Consider the following 22,435-nt stretch of genomic DNA (forward strand, 5'->3'; position numbering starts at 1 on the left):
TTCTTACCCATGGTACACCTCCGTGTTAGGCCGAAACCTAACTATACAGGGTGTCTACTAAACGTGGGTAAGTCTTGCACATAACGCCCAGCACAGCCGCCGGAGGTGATTGGCGACTTTTTTGCGAAGCAAAAAAGGTGACAATTGTCGGAGGTCGGTTGCTGCTGCTTGTTAGGCGCTTTGCACATCAATCTCTAACACCAATTGCTCATCGATCCCGCTGAATAATCGTAACTTACCGTTGATAGCCATCATATAATGATGACCTTTGTTAGTCATAAAATGACGTGCCGTATTAATTTTACCCTCTAGCAATAGGCTGACGTTAGCTTCAATCTTCTTGCCATCCAGCCCTCTCATATCATCCTCAGTAACAAACTCAAGTGTTTGATTTGCAGCAATACAAAGAGCGCGAATATCGTTTATATACGCAGGTTCATCTTGCTTGGAATCCAAAACTCTTTCTTCAATGTCCGGAATTTCATCAATGAGTCGCTTTAGATATGTATTTCTTTCGTTCGATTCTATCAATATCAGGGATGGCAATGACTTTAACCAATCTGAATTCAGTTTGATTAGGCATTCGGTTTTCTGAAGATCGAAAAATCTATCATCAAATTTATTTAAGTGGCCTATTTGAAGGTAGCTACCAAAATACTCACCATCTAGGAATCTCTCAAAGTTCACGCCGGACATGCTCGAAACTATTTGTGCGGACTTTTTGAAAAGCTTAAGGTTCTTAAATGCTCCCATGTCGCTTAAGCCTTCGAGTATTAGATCAATCATGAGATTATCCCAGTTGGAGTTGTATACAAACTGAGAAAAGCCTCCATTATTGACCTGAGCTAAATAATAGTCAACATAGTAACTTTTTAATGACTCAAGACAGATTTCATCAAGGCGAACATGATTTCGAAGTAATGCATTAACAAAATCTATATTTGCGCCTATGACCGAATATGGATCCTGGTCTTCTAAACTCGATTTTGTAATTATTGGTCTCTCTAGGATCATTTCCCTAACCTATACGCCTAACGCTTTTGTTTAGCGGCGCCCCGACAGGGGCGTCCGGGGGAGGCCGCAGGCCGGAACAAACTACAACTACTTGTTAGCTGATCGGCGTATGCCGTGGGCAAAGGCATAGAGTGACGACAGCAAATCTTGGTAAGAGTTGTTCAATTCTTCATATCCGGGCTTCCACTGGAAGTTCCCATTCCGATCCGTGGTTTGGCCCAACACCAAATCATTGAGGCTGCCCATACCTCCGCTCCCCGACATAATGATCTCGCTGCACCGCTGGTATTCACTTTGATCAAAGGCTGCCAACGCTTTTTGGAAAAACTGTGACCATCTACTGCCATCGCTTTCTAGCAGCTCGATCATTGCCAGCAAGTCTTTGCGGGTTTTCTCGTACATGCTGGGTTCCTTCGACAGCTAACGCCCTGGGTAAGCTGCCGGTGCGGAGCGCAGCGTAGTACCGGTCAGCTTCACCCACTTGTTAAGCATCATTTTCGGCGTACCGAATAAGCCGCTCACACCACTGCTCTAGAGTAAATGAGGGCTCAATTTCCGCTAGATCTGGAACAACTTCTTTGGCCACAAAAACCTCAAGGAAATACTCAAAGCCCTCTTTTTCAAGAGGCCTGGGCACCAAAGACTCTTCTGGTTCAAATTGAACCTGAACTTCAGACTCACAGGTCCAAGGCTTTTTGGCGTATATGGTGAGATCTTCATCAAGCGAGTAAAGATCCCTAGTAACTTCCATTAATTTCATGAACTTAACGCCTTGCTCAGCGGCGGCTTATTTTATGCACATTTTGTGCGAAATTGGGAGCGCAGCGACCGCACAAAATGTGCATAAAGTAAGACGTCGGCTGCAGCAAATTGTTAGGGCTCGGAGCCGGAGTGCCAAACCATTTTCTTTAGCTCTGACCCAGAAGTACCGCTCGCTTCGGCTAAAGCTCTGAACCCAAGCTTTGTATACAACTCATACGCTTCTTTATTTTCTGAAGACACATTCAATATTACAGTGGTAAAACCTTGCGATTTAGCGTGTCCAAGTAACTCTTTGATGAGTTTTCCACCAATACCATTATTTCTTTTCTCAGGTCTTACCCACATGGAAACCAGCTCGTACTCTCCTGTGATGCGGACACCGCCGACCAATCCGACATTCTCTTTATCACTACGAGCAATGAAAAAGCTCAACCCACTTTTTCCCGAAGCGATTGACTTCCACTTATCTTTAGAAATTTCCTTTGCTTCCTGATACGTGATACCAAATGCACCGGGAGAATCAAGAAGCGACTCTAACCGAATATTCTTTAACGACTCCCAATCGGTTTCAGTAACTGGGACGATATTCATAGCTGTGGAGCCCTAACGCCCGCAGCAGGGGCGACCAATGCTATGCACATTTTGTGCGAAAGTGGGAGCGCAGCGACCCGCACAAAATGTGCATAGCGTTGGGCGTCCCGCGGAGGCCCGAAGGGCCGTAGCAAACTGCCTGCGATTGTTATGAGCAATTACGCTCGTAAGTGAAAACGTAGCCATCATAAAGCTCAAATATTTTCCCTGAGTTTACGACTTCAATGTATGTATATGGGTATTCTTCGCTTTCATTCTCATAAACTTCAATTTTCTTTATGATTTTACGATCTGGATAAACGCCATAAAATACAGAATCCTTTTGTCTTATATTTCCTTCTTCCTTCTCGTTAAAGCTTTCTATAACGAACTTATAGACTGGATTTTCAATTTCGTTTGACAAAGAGCCGAACTTGGATTCTGAAATTAATACAGCACTTTTCAGCCATTTTCTTGCCTCTTCCTCCGGAGTGATTCCGCCACGAAAGGTCTCTACTTCTACTACGCACCATTCGCCATAGAAATCTTCGATTGATTCTTCGGCTGATACAGTGAAAGAAACCAGTGATAATACAAGTAGCAGTAGCTTCATTCTTTACGACTCATAACATTTGTATCGTAGTCGTCGGGACGCATATCCCTCCGCCCGATATCTCGAAATAGAATACCCGCCAGAATGGCCCCAAACCCTGGTATCGTCAAGCTTCCGACGCTGTTGGTATATGCGTACCAGATGAGCAAAACGATCGTCACGACTGATATCCGAAGTCTGGTTGCTCTAAGTAACGTGTTGATTTCCTGACGTTTTCCACCTTCTGTGCAACCTGTGCAGAAATCACGCTCGTGACGATTGAAATGCAGAAGCTGGGCTGGTCACTTTATGGTTTGTGCTGTATAAACATCCAGATCTCGATGGGCAAGGGACTGCTTATGGATGACATTCCTGTACCTATTCCGGCACAGCCAGTTCGCTTTATGGATCGCCTGCGCGCATTCATGAGGGGGCGGCAATTGGCCTATCGCACCGAGAAAACCTATTGCGGGTGGATTCGGGACTACATTCGCTTCCACAAGATGCGCAGGCCTGAGGAGATGGGCAAGCCCGAGGTGGATGAATGGCTCGGCTACCTCGCCACACAGCGCAATGTCGCTGTAAATACACAGAAAACGGCCCTGAATGCCATCGTTTTCCTGTATCGACAGTTTCTTGGTATTGAGCTGGGGAAGCTTGATTTTGACAGGACCAGCAAGGGCCAGCGCCTGCCGGTGGTGTTAACCCATGAGGAGGCGATCGCGGTGATCGGGAAGCTAAGCGGCCATCACCGGTTGCTGGTTTCCCTCATGTATGGATCGGGCCTCAGGGTGATGGAGGCGGTACGGCTCAGGGTCCAGGATGTGGACTTCGGCCATCATTGTATTTTCGTGCGGGAAGCGAAAGGGGAGAAGTGGCGGCGCACGTTGCTGCCGAAAGCCCTTGTCGAGCCGTTGCGATCACAAATAGAAGTCGCTCTGGCGCTGCACAGGCGTGACCTGGAAGAGGGCTTTGGGGAAGTGTACTTGCCCCATGCGCTGGCTAAAAAGTACCCCGGGGCCGCGACCGCGCCGGGCTGGCAATATATATTTCCCGCGCCGGACCGATCCCTGGACCCTCGCAGCCAGGTGATGCGCAGGCATCATCTTGGTGAGCAACAAGTGCGCCGCGCGGTGGCAAAGGCGTTGGCGGAGGAGGGCATTCGCAAGAAGGCCAGTTGCCATACCTTCCGGCATTCATTCGCCACAAGGCTGCTCGCTTCCGGGGTGGATGTTCGCAATATCCAGGAGCTGCTGGGCCACAACGATATCAATACCACCATGATTTACACGCATGTCATCGGTATTCACGAGCGCGGGGTCGTGAGTCCCCTGGACTGAGCTCCGAATCTCGGGTGGCGGGCCAGGGCCAAAAAAAAGCCCCGCCGGTTAGGGCAGGGCTTTTTCGTTTCAGGCTACGCTAGCGCTTAAACACTCACTTCCTGAATCTCGGTCGCGGCGATCCGCTTGCCTTCCTCGGCAGACTTCTGGAACTCCTCGATCTGGTCGAAATTCATGTAGCTGTAGATTTCTGCCGCCATGGAATTGATGTTGTTGGCGTACTTCATGTACTCATCGGGCGTGGGCAGTTTGCCCAGGATGGCGCCCACTGAGGCCAGCTCCGCGCTTGTCAGGTACACATTGGCACCGTCGCCCAGGCGGTTGGGGAAGTTACGGGTGGAGGTGGACAGCACGGTGCTGTTGGCCGCCACACGTGCCTGGTTACCCATGCACAGGGAGCAGCCGGGCATCTCGGTGCGGGCACCGGAGGCGCCGTAGATGTTGTAGTAGCCTTCCTCCATCAGCTGGTGCTCGTCCATCTTGGTGGGCGGGGCGATCCACATGCGAGTGGGGATACTGCCCTTGTGCTGGGACAGCAGCTTGCCCGCGGCACGGAAGTGGCCGATGTTGGTCATGCAGGAACCCAGGAATACCTCGTCCACCTTGTCGCCGGCCACTTCGGACAGCAGGCGCGCGTCGTCCGGGTCGTTCGGGGCACAGACGATCGGCTCCTTGATCTCGGCCAGGTCGATCTCGATCACCTCGGCGTACTCGGCGTCCTTGTCGGCTTCCATCAGCTCCGGGTTTTCCAGCCACTCTTCCATGGCGCGCGCGCGGCGCTCCAGGGTGCGCTTGGAACCGTAGCCTTCCGCGATCATCCAGCGTAGCAGGGTGATGTTGGAGCGCAGGTACTCGGCGATGGTCTCTTCGGACAGCTTGATGGTACAGCCGGCGGCAGAACGCTCGGCGGAGGCGTCGGACAGCTCGAACGCCTGTTCCACAGTCAGGTTCTCCAGGCCCTCGATCTCCAGGATGCGGCCGGAGAAGGCGTTCTTCTTGCCTTTCTTCTCCACGGTCAGCAGGCCCTGCTGGATGCCGTAGTAGGGGATGGCGTGGACCAGGTCACGCAGGGTGATGCCCGGCTGCAGCTCGCCCTTGAAGCGCACCAGCACGGATTCCGGCATATCCAGCGGCATAACGCCGGTAGCCGCGGCAAAGGCCACCAGGCCGGAACCGGCCGGGAAGGAGATGCCCATCGGGAAGCGGGTGTGGGAGTCGCCACCGGTGCCCACGGTGTCGGGCAGCAGCATGCGGTTCAGCCAGCTGTGGATGATGCCGTCCGCCGGGCGCAGGGAGACCCCGCCGCGGTTCATGATGAAGTCCGGCAGCTTGTGCTGGGTGTCGATGTCCACCGGCTTCGGGTAGGCGGCGGTGTGGCAGAAGGACTGCATCACCAGGTCGGCCTGGAAGCCCAGGCAGGCCAGGTCTTTCAGTTCGTCGCGGGTCATGGGGCCAGTGGTGTCCTGGGAGCCCACGGTGGTCATCTTCGGCTCGCAGTAGGTGCCCGGGCGCACGCCCTCCATGCCACAGGCCTTGCCCACCATCTTCTGGGCCAGGGTGTAGCCCTTGCCGGTGTCGTTGGGTTGCTCGGGCTTGCGGAACAGGTCGGACGGCTCCATGCCCAGGGATTCGCGGGCCTTGGTGGTCAGGCCGCGCCCGACGATCAGGTTGATCCGTCCGCCGGCCTGGACTTCGTCCAGCAGCACTTCGGAGCGCAGTTCAAACTCGGACAGGACCTTGCCGTCCTCGGACAGGATCTTGCCGTCGTAGGGGCGGATCTCGATGATATCGCCCATGTTCAGGTCGTCTACCGGGGCCTCGAAAACCAGCGCGCCGGCATCTTCCATGGTGTTGTAGAAAATCGGGGCAACCTTGCCGCCGATGCAGATACCGCCGGACTTCTTGTTCGGCACGCCGGGCATCTCCTCACCGAAGTACCACAGCACGGAGTTGGTGGCGGACTTGCGCGAAGAGCCGGTACCGACCACGTCGCCCACGAAGGCAACCGGCAGGCCCTTGGCCTTCACTTCCTCGATCTGCTTCAGCGGGCCGGTGACGCCGGGCTCTTCCGGTTCCAGGCCGTCGCGCTTCATCTTGTACATGGCCAGCGCGTGCAGCGGGATGTCCGGGCGGGACCAGGCGTCCGGGGCAGGGGACAGGTCGTCGGTGTTGGTTTCACCGGTTACCTTGAACACGGCAACCTTGATGCTTTCCGGCACTTTGGCACGCTTGGTGAACCACTCGCCCTCGGCCCAGGACTGGATCACGGCCTTGGCGTGCTCGTTGCCGGCCTTGGCTTTCTCTTCCACATCGTGGAAGGCGTCAAACATCAGCAGGGTGCCCTTGAGCTGCTCGGCGGCCAGGTCGGCCAGCTCGCCGTCATCCAGCAGGTCCACCAGGGTGGCGATGTTGTAGCCGCCCAGCATCTGGCCCAGCAGCTTGGTGGCGTGTTCGCGATCGATCAGCGGTGATTCCGCCTCGCCCTTGACGATGGCAGACAGGAAGCCGGCTTTTACGTAAGCCGCCTCATCCACACCCGGCGGTACGCGGTGGGTGATCAGGTCTACCAGTTCCTGTTCTTCGCCGGCAGGCGGGTTTTTCAACAACTCAACCAGCCCGGCCACTTGTTCGGCGTCCAGGGGCTTGGGCGGAATACCCTGTTCGGCGCGTTCGGCGACGTGTTTGCGATAGGCTTCAAGCACGGATAAGTCCCTCTTTGTATGTGGGGTGGACCAACAGCTGGTGGAATTCACCGCGGTTATTTCAGTGCGGGTTTTCCCGGTTTCTTGGCCGCTGGGGATGGGCGCGGATTCTACAGGAAAGCCCCACAGCTGTTAAGTTTATTGAAAAATCAATAACTTAAGTAAATTGCCATTATTTGCCCGGTGAATTTTGGTCGTAATGTGTGCAGTAATCTGCGGGGATCTTCCCATCGGGATGCAAACAAAATAGTCTACGTGCTCAATTTTACCGCCGCCCTGCGCCCGGTTGGAGAAACTCCTGGTTAATTGATGTACAAGAAAGTCCGCACCCCCTGCATTGGTGTCTGTTCCACTGGTATCGGTGATGACGTGTGTCGTGGCTGCAAGCGTTTTGCCCACGAGGTGATCGACTGGAACGCCTACAGCGAGGAACAGCGCCGTATCATCGCCGAGCGCCGTGAGGGCTACCTGGCGAATGCGGTGCGCAGCCAGCTGGAGATTGTGGACCAGGGGCTGCTCGAGGCCCAGTTGCGCCACCAGCAGATCCGCTTTGACGAGCAGCAGAACCCCTACTGCTGGGTATTTGAGTTGCTCCGTGCCGGCGCCAGCCAGATCGGTAACCCGGCAGACTACGGCCTGCGTCCCACGGTCCAGGGCCGTAATGCTTCGCTGGTGGAGCTGCGCCGCCGTATCGATGAGGACTTTTACGCGCTGTCGGTGGCCTATTACCGGCGTTTCGTTGCCCCCGGCCTGCGAAGCGCGTGACCCGCATAGCGGGCGTCTACCCTAAAATCGGAAGAGGCGGGCGGCTGCCCGTGCAGTGAACAGGAGTTCTGTCCATCAGCCAGATGCCCTCGGCGCCGACCCATGCGCTGCTTGTTCTCAATCCCAAAAGCCGCAGTGGCTCCAGTGCCGACCTGGATGCGGGCCTGGAGCTCCTGCGCGATGCGGGTATGAAGGTCGAAGAGGTTGCATCAAGCAGCCCCGATGAAACCCGCGAGATAATCCGCTCGCGCTGTGGTGAATTTGACCTGGTCATCATTGGCGGTGGCGATGGCACCATCAGTTCCGCAGCCGGCGTCCTGCTGGAGTGCCGGCTGCCCCTGGCCATCCTCCCGCTGGGAACCGCGAATGACCTGGCGCGCTCCCTGGGCATTAATGAGCTGCAGCAGGCGTTCTCCACGATTGCGGCCAATAACCGGCGGGCAATCGACCTGGGTGAGGTAAACGGGCACTACTTTTTCAATGTCGCCAACGTCGGGCTCGGCGTGATGGTGACCAGGCAGCTGACCGATGAGGTCAAGAAGCGCTGGGGGGTATTCAGCTACCTGCGGGCGCTGGGCGTGGCCCTGGTTCGCAGCGGGCAGTTCCGGGCCCGCCTGCTGATTGACGGCAATAAGACCCACCTGCGCTCAATCCAGCTGGCAGTGGGCAATGGGCGTTTTTACGGGGGCGGCAATGTGGTGGATGATGACGCGACCATCGATGACGGCCTGCTGAATCTGTACAGTCTGCGCCCGCAGCGGTTCTGGGAGCTCTTGACCCTGGCGCCGCTGTTGCGGGGTGGCCGCCACGACCTGGCGCGCCGGGTATTTAACGCCACGGGGCGTCAGATCGAGCTGGAAACCGTGCCTGCGGGTATGGAGGTGCATGCCGACGGCGAACCCGTGGCGCAAACCCCGGCGACTTTCCGGGTATTGCCCGGTGCCCTTGAGGTGGTAGCTTCCACGGCGGCGCCCGGCCTCACGGTGCCCGCCGAAGCCGCGGCGGCGAAGGGCGGTGTCGGCTCAGGCGGATAGGCTGATTCACCCGGGCGGGTGGAAAATAAACGGCATACAGGAAAGGAGAAGGTGCACATGGCTCTGATTCGCGACGATGTACAGGTGGCCCTGAACGACCTCCATGTGGCCCTGAAACACAGCGCCGACCATTACCGCTACGCCGCCGAGTTCCTGTCTGATGAAAGCGCGGCGAGCCATTGCCAGGCCATTGCCGGCGAGCGGGACCAGCTCGCGGGCCTGGTTGCCGATGCGATCCGGGCGGCAGGGGACCTGCCCGCAGTCCCGGACAGCGAGCGCGAGGTTGGGGAGCAGCTCCTGCAGCGGCTCGAGTCGATGTTTTCGGCTGACCAGGCTCGCGAGGTAATGGCCCAGCGTCGCGATGCGGACCGGGACTTGCTTGCATGGCTGGAGGGGGATGCCCTGGCGGCGCTGGAGGCTGGCCATGGCGACCTCCTGCGGCGTTGCCGTGCAAGTGTGGCAGATACCCTGGCGGCCCTTCAGTCCGGGTGAGCGCCGGTGGCGGCGTTCAGTGCCCGCCGCGCAGGAACACCCGCAAAGCCGGCAGGTAGGGCTCACGGGGCAGTGCGAGGTCGCGCCGCTGTCGCCGCCGCCCGGCGCCGGGCTCGTGGTCCACGCGGCTGAAATCCGGCAGGCGCCCTGAGTCGTCCGAACGCACCAGTACCGGCATCGCCGCATAGCCCACCTGGCGATAGCTTTCCGCCGCAGCGTTTCCGTCACCCCTTTCACTGCCTGCGGCATCCTCATCGCGGAAAATCTCTGCCACCTGCAGGTTGGGACGGCTCTGCACCTGTACCTGGCGCAGGTCCTCGTGCCGGTTCCTGGCCAGGCCGGCCAGTAGCTGGCGCTGGTACTGGATGCCGGGGTCGGCACCCTGTGGGTCCATGGCCACCAGCTTTCGCTCGCACCAGTCCACCGTGACCTTGCGAATCGACTTGCGTGCCTTGATCCAGCTGAGGGCAATGGCATCGGGGTGGACGGGGCACAACAGCACCTGTCGGTAGCACTGGCGCAGGTGTGAGCGCGGGTGGCCGGCCTCGGCAAACAGGTCGCGCAGGCGCCGGTCGCGTTCGGGGGCAGGGCGATGGGCGATGGCGTGCCGGAAGGCGCTGACGGCTTCGGCAAATGCTTCCTTGGCCGCGTTCAGTTTGATGGCGGCGTCGATTGCACGGCCCGGTACGGCGAGCAGGCCGGGAATCTGCAGGGTGGCGCGGGCGTCCTCACCCGGGCTGTCGATATGATCCAGGCTGGCGTACAACGCGCCGGCGAGGGAGAAAGGCCGGTCAAAGCTGCCGCCCAGTTGCTGTGCCGCATCCCGTGCAAAGGGCGGCTGCAGCAGGTAGTGATCCCAGTGCCCGGGGGCGGCCTGCAGTTGCTCCAGTTCACCCTGCAGGCTGGCGGCACATCGGTGCAGTCCTTCCAGCTGCGGGCCTATCGCCCGGGCCAGCTCGGCAATTTCACGCTGCCTTTTCAGGCTGGTTTCGTCTGCCATGCGCACAATTCCTGTTCATCCCCATGTTACCTTTGGAATATTATCCACGTGTTAAGTCGTTATCAATGAATCAGTTACTGTTTTGCCAGATTTACCCCCGGTGCCAGCCGATCGGTGGTTACCAGTGGGGGCGATTACCTACCGGTGGCAGCGCGTCCTACTATTCGTGGCTATGAACCGTTACGAATTCAAGGATTCCCTGTTGCGCGTCATGGAGCGCAAGGTGCACTGGTCCCAGTCCGCCCTGGAAGGGGGGCAGGTCCCGGCGGGGCGCCTGCATATCCTGCTCGAGCAGGAGTATGGGGTCTGGGTGCGCGATTACCCGATCTTCCTGGGCCGGGCTTATGTCCAGTGTCCGCTGTGCAAGGTCCGGCGTGAGCTGGCGGAGAACCTGTACGAGGAGGAGACCGGTAAGATCAGCGGTTCGGCCCCCCATGCGGAACTGTTTCTCGAGTATCCGCGCGGCCTGGGAATGAGCCTGGAGCGTTTCCGTCACCCGCAGCTGCTGCCACAGGCGGCGGCGTTCCGGGCGCTGCTGGATGAGGCTACGTCCGGACATGGCTGGGCAGTGGCCACTGCGGTCACGACACTGTTCCTGGAGGGTACGCAGCATGAGCGCTGTGTGATCGAGCCCGGTCACCACAAGCCGCCCGTGCCGCGGGCACATCACCACCCGCTGGTGAAATACTACGGTCTTCCAGTGAGCTGCCTGGCACTCGAGCGCGCGCAGCGCGCGGTAGAGAGTGCCCATCGCAAGGGGGCCTGGCACCTGATGCTGGACTTTGTCGACGAGCGTGAGCGTCCCGCAGTGCTGCAATGGATGGGACACGTTCTCCACGGCTGGTTGCACTACCGGGATGAGCTCGCCGAGGCTTGCGGTCTGGTGTCGGCAGGGAGTGCACGGAGAGCCGGCTAGCAGTTGGCATACTGTGGGGGCACCGCCAGGGACCGTGGTTTCCAGGCCGGCAACAGCGGCATTCCCGAGGCGGAGTACCACCGTTATAATCACGCCCCTGATTCCGCGTTACCCGAATGAAGTTTGCCGATGACTGCCAAGACTGCCCAGGTGCCCGACCTGTCCGCCATTCACGAGTTCCTGCTCTGTCCCACACCTGATGCCTGGGTTGAGGCGGCACTGGCCGAACCCGAACTGATGCTGGTGGACCATGCAAACTGCGAGAAAAAAGCGGCGGGCACAGCGCTGAACCTGATGTTCCGCTACCTGGATAACTTCGACTTATTGCACAAGATGTCGCGGCTGGCGCGGGAGGAACTGCGGCATTTCGAGCAGGTGCTGTCCATCATGGAGAAGCGCGGCATCCCGTATCCCCACCTCAGTGCCTCGCGCTATGCCGCGGGGCTGAGGGAGCAGGTGCGTAGCGCGGAGCCCGGGCGCCTGGTGGATACATTGATCTGCGGCGCGATTATCGAGGCCCGTTCCTGCGAGCGCTTTGCCCGCATTGCCCCGCGCCTGGACGATGAGCTGCAGAAATTCTACCTGTCACTGCTGAAGTCCGAAGCCCGCCATTTCCGCGACTACCTGACGCTGGCCAGGGGGGCGGCGGGTGAGGACATTTCCGCACGTGTGCGCGAACTGCTGGAAATTGAAAGAGGCCTGGTGGAGGGCACCGATGGTGAGTTCCGCTTCCACAGCGGGGTGCCGGCAGGCGGCTAGCGCTGGTCCAGTTTCTTCAGCAGGTCAACAAACTCCCCCAGTTCGTGGGCATTGCGGTAATCCACCGTGTATTTGTTGTGGAAGAAAACGGTAAGCCTGACTTTGGGTGAGCTGATAAACACCGTGTAACCATCGAAGTCGGTTTCAGCGGTCAGGCCCCGGTAGTGCCAGCCATCGTCGCGTTTTTCGCCCTCACGGGTAATCCGGTCGAATACCCGCAGCGCCTGTTTTACGTCAATCTTGTGTTCCTGCTCCACTGGGACTCCCGGCCTCGTTTGGGCTAAGCTTGGGTTTCATCGCGCCACTCGCAGCGGGCGCCTACCTGCTACAGGTTGTCAGCTTAGACCACATGACTCAAGCCAGGGAAACAATAACAACACCCGCGCGTAGCAGCGGCATTTTCAATGTGCTGGCCTATGCCGGCATTGCCCCGTTTGTCATCGGCATCCTGCTGGAGCTGTCCAATATTCAATTCATGGGGGTTGCGGGGCGCTTCCTGTTTGCCGCCTACAGCGCCTGCATCCTGAGCTTTCTCTGTGGTATCTGGTGGGGTGGGGCCCTGAACCGCGGCGAGCACCCGCACCGGATATTACTGGCGATATTGAGCAACCTTGTGTGCCTGGGTGCCTGGCTGGGGCTGCTGATGTTCCGCACGCCCTGGGGGCTATTACTGCTGACGCTCGGGTTTGCATTTACCCGTTGGGCTGAGTCACGGCTCAATCCCAATGTCCCGGGGCTGTATACCTACTTCCGCACCCGCAGCCGTGTCAGCTATATCGTGATCGGTTGCCACCTGGTGATGCTGGTCGTGGTGTGGGTGCGCCAGGTGCCATAAAGAGGGGCCGGCTTAATGGAAGTGATCAGCCACCAGGCTGACAGCAAAGAATCGCTTATGACTGAAAGGAGACAGTGATGGGTCACTCGCTTTCCCGGCATGCGCTGGAACAGTTATTTACCGAGGCACGCACGCACAGCCACTGGCTCGACCGGCCGGTGACGGATGAGACGCTTACCAGGCTCTATGACCTGATGAAAATGGGGCCTACCAGTGCCAACTGTTGCCCGGCGCGGATCCTCTTCCTGCGCAGTAAAGAGGCGAAGGAACGGCTGAAGCCGGCCCTTAACGAGGGTAACGTGGAAAAAACCATGGCGGCTCCGGTCACCGCGATCATTGCGCACGACATGCGTTTTTACGATTACCTGCCAAAGCTGTTTCCGCATGCGCCGGCCCGGGAGTGGTTCGTGGACAACGCAGAGCTGGCCGCCGCCACCGCGTTTCGCAACGGCTCCCTGCAGGGGGGGTACTTTATTCTCGCGGCGCGCTCACTGGGGCTGGACTGTGGCCCCATGTCCGGCTTCGACAACGGCAAGGTGGACAGTGAGTTTTTCAGTGATGAGAGCGACGGTATTACTTTCCAGCAGGAACACGGGCCCGAGAGCCATATCAAGTCTAACTTCCTGTGCAACCTGGGATACGGTAAGCCGGAAATGTTGCACCCCCGCAGCCCGCGGTTTGACTTTGATGAGGTCTGCAAGATCCTCTGACCGCGGTGGCCTGCATAGAGATTAGAGCGCTGGCTTGGTCACCATCAGGAAAACGATGGCGATCATCAGTGGCAGGGCCAGCGCGCCCAACAGGTACCAGTAGTGCACCAGGCGGCGGATGCCCGGGTCTCCTTCCTGGCCAGCGTGGCCGGACCGGTTGCGCAGGCGCCTGCGGATCCCGTACTGGATGTAAACGACCGGCACCCAGAGGCAGAAGACCAGCAAGGTCAGGATTGCCGAGAGGCGCAACCAGGTGAACCCAAGCAGGGCGGGATTGCTGTACAGCATGCCACTGGCGCTGCCCAGCAAAAGGAGAATCGCTGCGGTGGTGAAGATCCAGTCTGCCGCCACCGTTTCGGCGCTGATCCATCGCATGATATGGGTATCACCGGTGCGCCAGCCGCGCATTGCATACCAGGCGATTCCGATTCCCGTGCCAAATACGATGATTGCACTCAGGACATGCAGCGCTTTGAACATAAGGTACGCGTTCACGTCTGGAATTCCGGCAGCACCGGTCGCCCGCAGGTCTCATCCAGCCGTTCACAGGCGCTGATGACGGAGAAGGGGTTCAGTTCCAGCAGGATGTCCCGCAGTTCCAGCAGCTGCCAGCAGGCCCTGGCACCGCTCTCGCAGTAGGTGCCGTCGAGAATCTTGCGGGCCATGGCCGCCGCCGGTGCTGCCGGGATCCATGTGCCGTCACCACCGAGGCCCAGCACCTGCCAGCGGTAGCCCAGTGGTGCCTGTCCCTGATCAATCCCGCCGATATGCACCACCATGCCGCCATGGGGAGATCCACCCGGCCAGCGGGCAGCGAGCCGGTGACCCTGGCGGGCGAGCCACGGTGTTGATACCGGCAGGTTCATCCTGGCCAGTCGGGCACACAGCGTCAGCCCCAGCTGCAGCGTGCGCGGCTGGACCCCGGTACCGAACCGGGCATCCCGCAGGTCGGGCAGGGCGCGGGGCCACAGCTCCAGGTCGGGGACATCGAAATTGCACAGCCAGCGCTGCCCCACCGGGTGGGCCAGCTGGATCTTACGGAGCTGGGCGCCGGTATATGTTTCATGCCATTCACCGCCCTGGAGAGCCGGGAAGCCGCGGCCGAGGGATTCAAAGCCTGCCCTTACCGTGGCTAGCCCGCGCTCGATCCGGTGGGCCGGGGCGATCGCGATATCGACAGAGTCGATACGGCTGAACTCACTGCGTAGCTCCGCCAGCACGGCGGAACTCAGGGCGGGGAGGGAGCTGGCTCCGGATATCAGGGGGATACCGGCACGCTCGGCCGCGGGCGAAAGGCGGTGGAAATCGCAGACAAAGCGGCGGGCATCGGCAATATCCAGGTAGGGGGTACGGGATTCGATGCATGCCCGGGCCACCCGGTAGTCCTGTTCCTGGAAGGGGCCGGCGCAATGAATCAGCAGGTCCAGGTGGAGTGTTTGCAGTTGCGCGGCGAGATTTACCGAATCACGCTCGAGGCGCAGGCCCTCGGCCAGGCCGGGCAGCTCCGACGCCAGCTGCTCCGCCCTTGAGCGGTTGTGCCCGGCGATAATGAGTTGAAGGTCGTCGCGGTCTGACAGCAGCCGGGCAATGCGGGAACCAAAGGTTCCGTACCCGCCAAGAATCAGCACGCGTTTTTTGAGGTTCCTGACCAAACTGCCACTCCATCTGGCCCCGGTAGGAGCCGGGGCCGGCCGTTCCGGTGAATCTGTTCCAGATTCGCTTTCAGGAAATCATGCTATGGGCCAGTGCAGCAAATCAAGGGAATTCTTGTCCGCGCGGATACACCAGCCATTTTCACCCCAGTCGCCCAGCACGATGCGCCGGGCAGGCTCGCCATCGATTTCCAGGGTGTGAGTAGCGGGGCGGTGTGTGTGGCCGTGGATCAGGGTGCGGACACCATGCTCGCGCATGACGGACTCAACTTCGGACGGCGTGACGTCCATGATGTCCTCGGCCTTGCGGCTGTTCATGCTCTTGGATACCGCGCGAATCTGTGCGGCGATCTGCCGGCGTTCAGCCAGCGGCTTGGCCAGCAGCGCTTCCTGCCAGTTGGGGTCGCGGGCCTGCTGGCGAAAAGCCATGTACTCCTCGTCCATGGTGCAGAGGCTATCCCCGTGCATTAGCAAGACTTTTTGCCCGGCCAGGGTGACCAGGGTCGGGTCCGGCAGCAGAATGCCGCCGGCCCGGTGGGCGAAGTCCTCGCCAAGGAGGAAGTCGCGGTTGCCGTGCATCAGGTACAGCTCGGCGCCGGTCCCGCTGTAGCGGCTGAGTTCGTCGACCACCTCGCGGGCCAGTGGGGCGTCGTCGTCGTCACCGATCCAGACCTCGAAAAAGTCCCCGAGGATGTACAGGGCCTCGGCGCCGGCTGCTCGTCCGCGCAGGAAGTCGAAAAAGGCCCGGGTGATCTCCGGGCGGTTTTCGTCGAGATGCAGGTCTGAAATCAGGTAGCTGGACAAGGAGTCGCCCTTCCTTCTGCTTTACTTATCGGCGTAGGCGTCGGAAATGGTCACGCCAGTGATCTCGATGGTCTCCAGCGGTACGTCCTGGTGGAAACCCTTGCTGCCGGTCTTGACGGTCTTGATCTTGTTAACGACGTCCATGCCCTCGACAACCTTGCCGAATACGCAGTAGCCCCAGCCCTGGGCGTCCTTGCTGCGGTGGTTGAGGAAGTCATTGTCATTGACGTTGATGAAGAACTGGGAGCTGGCCGAGTGGGGGTCCATGGTGCGGGCCATGGCCAGGGTGCCGGTATCGTTTTTCAGGCCGTTGTCCGCCTCGTTCTCGATCGGGTCGCGGGTCGGCTTCTGCTCCATGTCCGGCGTCATACCGCCGCCCTGGACCATGAAGTTGTCGATCACCCGGTGGAAGATGGTGCCAGTGAAGAAATCGTCGCGACAGTACTGCAGGAAGTTGGCCGCCGTCTTCGGCGCCTTGTCGAAATCGAGTTCAATGGCAATATCGCCGTGGGTTGTGTGCAGGGTGATCATAAAACATCCTAATCGGGGTGAACTTGGGGCGGCATGATACCTGTTCCCCGGTAGCTGTGAAACGGGATTTGGGCGAGCCTGCCGTAATGCCCAGGAGGTGTGGTCAAAAAGTGGACGGTGGGGCCGCTCGGGTGCTGCGGTGCGCAAAAATCGATCACTTGCGGGCCGGTATTCCCGGCGCCAACTAGGCTATAATCCGCCGCTTAAGTTTGCACAGCTGTAAGAGACGACTATGACATCCGAGAGCAAGCCCGCTCATTTTCTGCAGAATATCCTCCGCGAGGACCTGGCCGAGGGCCGGGTATCCCAGGTGGTCACGCGCTTCCCGCCGGAGCCCAACGGCTACCTGCACATCGGCCATGCCAAGTCCATCTGCCTGAATTTCGGCCTGGCGCGGGAATTCGGCGGCACGTGCAACCTCCGCTTCGATGACACCAACCCGGCCAAGGAGGAGGCGGAATACGTGGCCTCCATCAAGCGCGATGTGGAGTGGCTGGGCTTTGAGTGGGCCGACGGGGTGAAGTACACCTCCGATTACTTTGACCAGCTCCATGACTGGGCCCTGCACCTGATCCGGGAGGGCAAGGCCTACGTCTGCCACCTGACCCCGGAGCAGGCGCGCGAATACCGCGGCACCCTTACGGAGCCGGGCAAGAACAGCCCCTACCGCGACCGCACTGTGGAAGAGAACCTGGCGCTGTTCGAGCAGATGAAAAACGGTGATATGGAAGAGGGCGAATGCAGCCTGCGCGCCAAGATCGACATGGCTGCCCCGAACATCAACCTCCGGGACCCCGTCATCTACCGCATCAAGAAAATGGCGCATCACCAGACCGGGGACAAGTGGTGCATCTATCCCAGCTATGACTTTGCCCACGGGCAGTCGGATGCCATCGAGGGCGTCACCCATTCGATCTGCACCCTTGAATTCGAGGACCACAAGCCGCTGTACGACTGGTTTATCGAGAACCTCCCGGTGCCGGCTCGCCCGCGCCAGTATGAGTTTGCGCGGTTGAACCTGAATTACACCGTGGTCTCCAAGCGCAAGTTGAAGCAGCTGGTTGACGAGGGGCATGTGGACGGCTGGGACGACCCGCGCATGCCGACCCTGTCCGGCCAGCGCCGCCGTGGCATCACCCCGGCGGCAATCCGCAACTTCTGCGAGATGATCGGGGTAACCCGCTCCGACTCGGTGGTGGACGTGGGCATGCTGGAATACAGCATCCGGGATGACCTGGACAAGAATGCCCCCCGCGCCATGTGTGTCCTCGAGCCGCTGAAGGTGACCCTGACCAACTACCCGGAAGGGCAGGTGGAAACCCTGTCCGCCCCGGGGCACCCCGTGCGGGATGACCTGCCTGCGCGTGAGTTGCCGTTCAGCCGCACGGTGTATATCGAGAAAGAGGACTTCCGCGAAGAGGCCAACAAGAAATACAAGCGCCTGGTGTTGGGCAAGAAAGTGCGCCTGCGCAATGCCTACGTGATCCAGGCCGAGGAAGTGGTGAAGGACGCGGCCGGCGAGATTGTTGAAGTGCGTTGTTCTGTGGACCTGGACACCCTGGGCCAGGACCCGGCGGATGGGGTCAAGCCCAAGGGCGTGATTCACTGGGTGTCTGCCGAGCGGCATGTGGAATGCGAGGTCCGCCTGTACGACCGGCTGTTCGACGATCCGGCCCCGGATTCCGGGGGCAAGAACTTCCTCGAGCATGTGAACCCGGAAAACCTCAAAGTGCTTTCCGGCTGTAGGGCGGAAATTGGTCTCGCCAATGCCGAGCCGGAGCAGGGCTACCAGTTCGAGCGCCAGGGCTACTTCTGTCGCGACAACAAATACGGTAGCGCAGAAAAGCCGGTATTCAACCGGACAATCGGCCTGCGGGACAGTTGGGCGAAAGAGCAGAACAAGCAGTAGTCCCAGCTGGGCACCGGCCTGCGCTGGTATGACGATGATGCCGTCATTCCGGCGCAGGCCGCACCCCAGCGCCTACTGAGTGCACCAGGTGGTGCAAAACAAGATTCAGGCATTGAAGGAAGTCATGGCACTCCAGCTCTACAATACCTTTTCAGGACAGAAAGAACCCTTCCAGCCGCTGGTGGAGGACCGCGTACGCATGTACGTGTGTGGCCCCACGGTCTACAACCGGGTCCACATTGGCAATGCGCGCCCGGCAGTGGTATTTGACACCCTGTACCGGCTGCTGAAGGCACAGTTCAGCGATGTAGTCTATGCGCGTAACATCACCGACATTGACGACAAGATCATGAAAGCCGCCCGAGACCAGGGCGAGGAAATCGGTGCGTTGTCGGCGCGCTTTTCCCAGGCTTATTTCGAGGACATGGCTGCGCTCAATAATCTCGAGCCGGATATCATCCCCTATGCCACCCAGCACCTGCCGGAGATGATCGAAATGATCGAGGCTCTGCTGGAAAAGGGCCACGCCTACGCCGCGGATGGCCATGTCCTGTTCGCGGTGGAATCCATGCCTGACTATGGCAAGCTTTCCAAGCGTTCACTGGACGATATGCTCGCCGGGGCGCGGGTAGAGGTTGCGCCGTACAAGAAGTACGCCGGCGACTTCGTCTTGTGGAAGCCGTCAAAAGACGATGAGCCAGGCTGGGACAGCCCCTGGGGCCGCGGGCGCCCGGGCTGGCACCTGGAGTGCTCGGCGATGATCAAGAAGCATCTCGGCGATACTATCGATATCCACGGTGGTGGCCGTGACCTGACTTTCCCGCATCACGAAAATGAGCGGGCCCAGAGCTGCTGTGCCAATGGCGCCGACTTCGTGCGCTACTGGATGCACAACGGCTACGTCAATATCGAAGGCGAGAAAATGTCCAAGTCGCTGGGCAATTTCCGAATGGTCAACGACCTCCTGCAACAGTATCCCGGCGAGGTCTTGCGCTTCGCGCTGTTGTCGGCACACTATCGGTCTGAGCTGAATTTCAGCGCAGACCTGCTCGACCAGGCCTGGCGCAGCCTCGATACGCTCTACGGTTTCCTGCGGGATGTGGAGCAAATTGCCGTCGACGGCGATGCGTCTGCAGATACGGTATTCCTCGCGGCCCTGGACGATGACCTCAATACACCCGTGGCCATCGGCGAGCTGCACCGTATCGCCCGCGAGCTGAACAAGGCGGAAGAGGCGGGCAAACCACGTCTCAAGGCTGCCCTCCTTGCATCCGGGCAGCTGCTGGGTATCTTGCAGCAGGATCCGGAAACCTGGTTCAAGCAGGCGCGCGGTGGGGAATCAATTTCCGAGAAAGAGATCGAACAATTGATCGTCGAGCGCCAGCAGAGCAAGAAGGACAAGAACTATGCCCGCGCCGACGAGATTCGCGAAGAACTCAAGGCCCAGGGGGTAGTGCTCGAAGACAGCCGCGAAGGAACCAAGTGGCGGCGTGAATGATCGCCCGCCGGTTTCCCGTTGCCTGCCAGCGGCGGGAGCCGGCCAGGCCAACTCACATATTCGATAACAAGACCGCGTACAAAGGCCTTGATAAAAAGGCCCTGATAAAAAGGAACAGTCCCATGAAAAAACTCTTTACCCTCATTTTCGCTGCAAGTGCCCTGGTCACCCTGACTGCCTGTGAGCCCGAGCGTGGCTCCGATGCGTGGTGCAAGAAGATGGACAAAGTACCCAAGAGCGAGTGGACCCTGCAGGATGCCGGCGACTACACCAAGTACTGTGTCCTGAACCAGAAGCCGGAAGAAGGCAAGAGCGGCCAGTAACCGGACCTGACCGCATTGTTTTTCGATGATCCCTACCAGCACTTCTTCCGCCCGCTCACCGGTAAATACCGGGAGCAGGTGGTTGAGTGCCTGCGCCTCCTTTACGAGCGCCTTTACACCGCCAAGGCAGATTATGGTGAGTCCCTGGGGCGCGAGAAGATCCTGGAAATCTTCTCTGAGGCACTGACCCGGGCTCCCCAGCTCGACAGTGATGAACGGGGGGAGACCGAGCCCGCCTCCGGTCACGCGAGTTCCCCGGCCAGGGAGCATCGCTTTCGCAACCTGCGCGAGCAGGCCGCCTGGACCCTCAACAGTCTGCTGGAGGCCGGTTGGCTGGAAAAGCAGGTGGATAGCGCGACCCTGACCGCGACTTATCCTTTCAGCCGGCGTGGCCGACTTTTCACCCAGCCACTGGTTGAAGTGAACAGCGCCCGCGTGCGTACGCGGCACCGGAACACGCGCAATACCCTAAATGCCCTCGAGGCGTTCGCCGCCCGTGGAGAGATCCACGACCTGATTGACGCCTGGGAGTATTCAGAGCGTATCGTCGCGGACTTCACCGATATGATCGCTGAGCTGGAAGAGCGCAAGCGTGAACTGGTACGCGAAGTGGAGGCCCAGTTGCTGGTACAGCAGGCCACGGACGAATTCTTCTCGTTTATGGAAAGCCGTTTCCAGCCGGACCTGGCGATCCGTTTATCTGCCGACAGTGTGGAGAAACACCGGGATGCGATCGGCCGTGTGATTGCCCGTATCCGGCGCAAGGACCGGGAGCGCAAGGCCGAATGGGAGCAGCGCCTGCGACAGCTGCTGCCGGAGTTCGTGGAAGAGGGGCGCTCCCTGTTGTGGCTGATGCTGGACACCATCGAGGACCGCATGCGGCGGGCCTGCGAGGTGAAGCTCCCCGCGTTACGCCGGGCTCTGCAGGGCTTTACCAAGCGTGCCGACATCATCATCCGCCAGCTGAGCTATATCAACAGCCAGGCCGAGGGACAGTTTGCCGACCTGTGCCAGCAGCTGGGCGAGCGCCGGGATCGCGCGGAGTTGCTGGATGATCTCGGCGAACAGCTGGGCGGCTTCCAATTGCGCCTGTTTGATCCCAGGCAGGTACAACTCTGGCAGCGCCAGCGGCGGGAGCCGGTAAATACCCGTATGGAGGAGGAAGTGGAGCTGGGTGAGGACAATCGCCGCGATATCCTGCTGCAGCAGATGCTCGACCAGGCTTTCAACTTCAACAGCGCGGACCTGCGGGACTATCTCCGGCGGGCCCTGGGGAATGGCAGGCGGGTGCACAGCAGCGAATTGCCGCTGGAAAGCGCCCGGGACCTGCTGGCCATGAGCCATGCGCTGGAGGCGGCCGCCGTCAGCCAGGGGGGCGGTCCGGCTGTACAGGTGGAATTTACCGGTGAGACCGCCAGTAACGACTATTTCGCCGCATTCGATGAATATTATCTCGAGTTGAAAGAAAGTGATTGAACAGGCCCTGGAAGAAGCGCTGGCCCAATGCCGCGTGACACGAGCGGAATTTTCAGAGCTGCTGGTGCGGCTCATGGATTATGGTGTGATCTGCAGGGATGAAAGCCAGGTGGAGACGCAGCTTTACGACCGTTTCCTGCGCTGTGAGGCGCTGCTTCGCGAGTGGCTGTTACCCCTGGGGTTGCGCCTGCAGCATGACAGCCGTTTCCAGTTTATCCGTCTCTACCCGCCCGGTGCCGAAGTCCCGGGGATGCCCGACCAGGAGGAACCCCACCACGGCGGTTTCCGTGCCCGGCTGACCCAGCAGGAGGTGGCTGCAATCCTCGTGCTGCGGGTGGAGTATGACAAGGCATTGCGCGAGGGCCAGGTCGATGAGCACGGTTGTGTGGCCCTGTCCCTCGAGGCGTTGGAACTGGGGCTGCGGAATCTGTTGAAAATGTCCCTGCCTGACAGGCTGGCGGAACGTCGCAACCTGCTGCGCAAGCTGCGCCAGTTGCGGCTGGTGCAGCTGGCCGGCGCTGAGGAATCGGAATCACTGGCGGAAGTGTGGTTGCGGGTCCGGCCGACGATTGCGCAGTTCGTTACAGAGGCCGCGCTGCAGCAATTGCTGGAGCCCGGCAGTGCGCAAGGCACGGTGGCGGCCGATGACGGGGCAGCCACCGAGAATGCCGTCCCTGAGACAGGGGAAGGGCGCATTACGCCGGAAAACGCTGATCACAGCCTCTTTGTTGCCAATGAATCCTGAGGGTGC

General features: G+C 59.5%; 25 protein-coding genes. 13 read left to right on the forward strand and 12 right to left on the reverse strand.

Annotated features, from left to right (window positions below):
- Window positions 1-171: 171 nt before the first annotated feature.
- The 5 genes from LVD11_RS02750 to LVD11_RS02770 form a co-directional block, all read right to left on the reverse strand.
- Complete coding sequence (locus LVD11_RS02750) at window positions 172-1,014, reverse strand: DMP19 family protein (protein WP_237055814.1); 843 nt, start codon at window positions 1,012-1,014, stop codon at window positions 172-174.
- Window positions 1,015-1,101: 87 nt separating this feature from the next.
- On the reverse strand, window positions 1,102-1,416 hold the full coding sequence (locus tag LVD11_RS02755) for a DUF6966 domain-containing protein (RefSeq protein ID WP_237055816.1): 315 nt from the start codon (window positions 1,414-1,416) through the stop codon (window positions 1,102-1,104).
- Window positions 1,417-1,498: 82 nt separating this feature from the next.
- Window positions 1,499-1,774: a hypothetical protein gene (locus LVD11_RS02760; RefSeq protein ID WP_237055818.1), complete on the reverse strand. Its 276-nt coding sequence runs from the start codon at window positions 1,772-1,774 to the stop codon at window positions 1,499-1,501.
- Between the two features lie 113 nt (window positions 1,775-1,887).
- Entirely contained in the window at window positions 1,888-2,367 is a 480-nt protein-coding gene (locus LVD11_RS02765) for a GNAT family N-acetyltransferase (protein ID WP_237055820.1), read from the reverse strand.
- Between the two features lie 148 nt (window positions 2,368-2,515).
- Window positions 2,516-2,959: a hypothetical protein gene (locus LVD11_RS02770; protein WP_237055822.1), complete on the reverse strand. Its 444-nt coding sequence runs from the start codon at window positions 2,957-2,959 to the stop codon at window positions 2,516-2,518.
- A 338-nt stretch (window positions 2,960-3,297) separates the two neighbouring features.
- On the opposite strand from LVD11_RS02770, the gene LVD11_RS02775 reads away from it, so the two are divergent.
- Window positions 3,298-4,278 carry an integron integrase gene (locus LVD11_RS02775; RefSeq protein ID WP_237055824.1) on the forward strand — a complete coding sequence of 327 codons (981 nt, stop codon included), beginning with the start codon at window positions 3,298-3,300 and terminating at the stop codon, window positions 4,276-4,278.
- Window positions 4,279-4,364: 86 nt separating this feature from the next.
- On the opposite strand, the gene acnB is transcribed toward LVD11_RS02775, so the two are convergent.
- The gene (gene acnB, locus LVD11_RS02780; protein ID WP_237055841.1) at window positions 4,365-6,980 is read right to left on the reverse strand and encodes a bifunctional aconitate hydratase 2/2-methylisocitrate dehydratase; all 2,616 of its coding nucleotides are present in this window, start codon (window positions 6,978-6,980) and stop codon (window positions 4,365-4,367) included.
- Between the two features lie 309 nt (window positions 6,981-7,289).
- On the opposite strand from acnB, the gene LVD11_RS02785 reads away from it, so the two are divergent.
- From LVD11_RS02785 to LVD11_RS02795, 3 genes are all read left to right on the forward strand, one after another.
- Window positions 7,290-7,745: a DUF1289 domain-containing protein gene (locus LVD11_RS02785; protein WP_237055842.1), complete on the forward strand. Its 456-nt coding sequence runs from the start codon at window positions 7,290-7,292 to the stop codon at window positions 7,743-7,745.
- 83 nt (window positions 7,746-7,828) lie between these two features.
- On the forward strand, window positions 7,829-8,779 hold the full coding sequence (locus LVD11_RS02790; RefSeq protein WP_237055844.1) for a lipid kinase: 951 nt from the start codon (window positions 7,829-7,831) through the stop codon (window positions 8,777-8,779).
- Window positions 8,780-8,836: 57 nt separating this feature from the next.
- A complete protein-coding gene (locus tag LVD11_RS02795) occupies window positions 8,837-9,271 on the forward strand; it encodes a hypothetical protein (protein ID WP_237055846.1) in 435 nt (144 codons plus the stop codon).
- 16 nt (window positions 9,272-9,287) lie between these two features.
- Here LVD11_RS02795 and LVD11_RS02800 read toward each other — a convergent pair whose 3' ends face one another.
- Window positions 9,288-10,271: a hypothetical protein gene (locus tag LVD11_RS02800; protein WP_237055848.1), complete on the reverse strand. Its 984-nt coding sequence runs from the start codon at window positions 10,269-10,271 to the stop codon at window positions 9,288-9,290.
- A gap of 172 nt (window positions 10,272-10,443) precedes the next feature.
- On the opposite strand from LVD11_RS02800, the gene LVD11_RS02805 reads away from it, so the two are divergent.
- Both LVD11_RS02805 and LVD11_RS02810 read left to right on the forward strand, forming a co-directional pair.
- Window positions 10,444-11,187 (forward strand): iron-containing redox enzyme family protein, encoded by a 744-nt coding sequence (locus tag LVD11_RS02805; RefSeq protein WP_237055849.1) that lies wholly within the window; start codon window positions 10,444-10,446, stop codon window positions 11,185-11,187.
- Between the two features lie 129 nt (window positions 11,188-11,316).
- Complete coding sequence (locus LVD11_RS02810; protein WP_237055851.1) at window positions 11,317-11,946, forward strand: MiaE family protein; 630 nt, start codon at window positions 11,317-11,319, stop codon at window positions 11,944-11,946.
- On the opposite strand, the gene LVD11_RS02815 is transcribed toward LVD11_RS02810, so the two are convergent.
- On the reverse strand, window positions 11,943-12,203 hold the full coding sequence (locus LVD11_RS02815; RefSeq protein WP_237055857.1) for a DUF3081 family protein: 261 nt from the start codon (window positions 12,201-12,203) through the stop codon (window positions 11,943-11,945). The genes LVD11_RS02810 and LVD11_RS02815 overlap by 4 nt on opposite strands.
- A gap of 92 nt (window positions 12,204-12,295) precedes the next feature.
- On the opposite strand from LVD11_RS02815, the gene LVD11_RS02820 reads away from it, so the two are divergent.
- Together LVD11_RS02820 and LVD11_RS02825 are read left to right on the forward strand one after the other, a co-directional pair.
- Window positions 12,296-12,781 (forward strand): DUF3429 domain-containing protein, encoded by a 486-nt coding sequence (locus LVD11_RS02820; RefSeq protein WP_237055859.1) that lies wholly within the window; start codon window positions 12,296-12,298, stop codon window positions 12,779-12,781.
- 77 nt (window positions 12,782-12,858) lie between these two features.
- Complete coding sequence (locus LVD11_RS02825; protein WP_237055861.1) at window positions 12,859-13,491, forward strand: malonic semialdehyde reductase; 633 nt, start codon at window positions 12,859-12,861, stop codon at window positions 13,489-13,491.
- Window positions 13,492-13,512: 21 nt separating this feature from the next.
- Here the strand turns inward: LVD11_RS02825 and LVD11_RS02830 are convergent, their stop codons facing one another.
- The 4 genes from LVD11_RS02830 to LVD11_RS02845 form a co-directional block, all read right to left on the reverse strand.
- Window positions 13,513-13,986, reverse strand: a complete 474-nt coding sequence (locus LVD11_RS02830) for a DUF2269 family protein (protein WP_237055863.1) — start codon at window positions 13,984-13,986, stop codon at window positions 13,513-13,515.
- The gene (locus LVD11_RS02835; protein WP_237055865.1) at window positions 13,983-15,143 is read right to left on the reverse strand and encodes a saccharopine dehydrogenase family protein; all 1,161 of its coding nucleotides are present in this window, start codon (window positions 15,141-15,143) and stop codon (window positions 13,983-13,985) included. The genes LVD11_RS02830 and LVD11_RS02835 overlap by 4 nt, the downstream gene beginning before the upstream one ends.
- Before the next feature lie 78 nt (window positions 15,144-15,221).
- Complete coding sequence (locus LVD11_RS02840) at window positions 15,222-15,947, reverse strand: UDP-2,3-diacylglucosamine diphosphatase (RefSeq protein ID WP_237055867.1); 726 nt, start codon at window positions 15,945-15,947, stop codon at window positions 15,222-15,224.
- Between the two features lie 21 nt (window positions 15,948-15,968).
- The gene (locus LVD11_RS02845) at window positions 15,969-16,478 is read right to left on the reverse strand and encodes a peptidylprolyl isomerase (protein WP_237055870.1); all 510 of its coding nucleotides are present in this window, start codon (window positions 16,476-16,478) and stop codon (window positions 15,969-15,971) included.
- 232 nt (window positions 16,479-16,710) lie between these two features.
- Here LVD11_RS02845 and LVD11_RS02850 point away from each other — a divergent pair, with 232 nt between their 5' ends.
- The 5 genes from LVD11_RS02850 to LVD11_RS02870 all read left to right on the forward strand — a co-directional run bounded on the left by LVD11_RS02850 (window position 16,711) and on the right by LVD11_RS02870 (window position 22,429).
- Complete coding sequence (locus LVD11_RS02850; protein WP_237055871.1) at window positions 16,711-18,387, forward strand: glutamine--tRNA ligase/YqeY domain fusion protein; 1,677 nt, start codon at window positions 16,711-16,713, stop codon at window positions 18,385-18,387.
- 124 nt (window positions 18,388-18,511) lie between these two features.
- Window positions 18,512-19,885 (forward strand): cysteine--tRNA ligase, encoded by a 1,374-nt coding sequence (gene cysS, locus LVD11_RS02855; RefSeq protein ID WP_237057076.1) that lies wholly within the window; start codon window positions 18,512-18,514, stop codon window positions 19,883-19,885.
- Window positions 19,886-20,007: 122 nt separating this feature from the next.
- Window positions 20,008-20,208, forward strand: a complete 201-nt coding sequence (locus LVD11_RS02860; RefSeq protein WP_237055873.1) for a DUF3012 domain-containing protein — start codon at window positions 20,008-20,010, stop codon at window positions 20,206-20,208.
- A 15-nt stretch (window positions 20,209-20,223) separates the two neighbouring features.
- Entirely contained in the window at window positions 20,224-21,684 is a 1,461-nt protein-coding gene (locus LVD11_RS02865; RefSeq protein WP_237055875.1) for a Wadjet anti-phage system protein JetA family protein, read from the forward strand.
- Window positions 21,677-22,429: a DUF4194 domain-containing protein gene (locus LVD11_RS02870; RefSeq protein ID WP_237055877.1), complete on the forward strand. Its 753-nt coding sequence runs from the start codon at window positions 21,677-21,679 to the stop codon at window positions 22,427-22,429. Before LVD11_RS02865 ends, LVD11_RS02870 begins: the two co-directional genes overlap by 8 nt.
- The last annotated feature ends 6 nt before the right edge of the window (window positions 22,430-22,435 follow it).

The sequence above is a fragment of the Microbulbifer sediminum genome (assembly GCF_021729035.1).
GTDB classification, from domain to species: Bacteria; Pseudomonadota; Gammaproteobacteria; order Pseudomonadales; family Cellvibrionaceae; genus Microbulbifer; species Microbulbifer sediminum.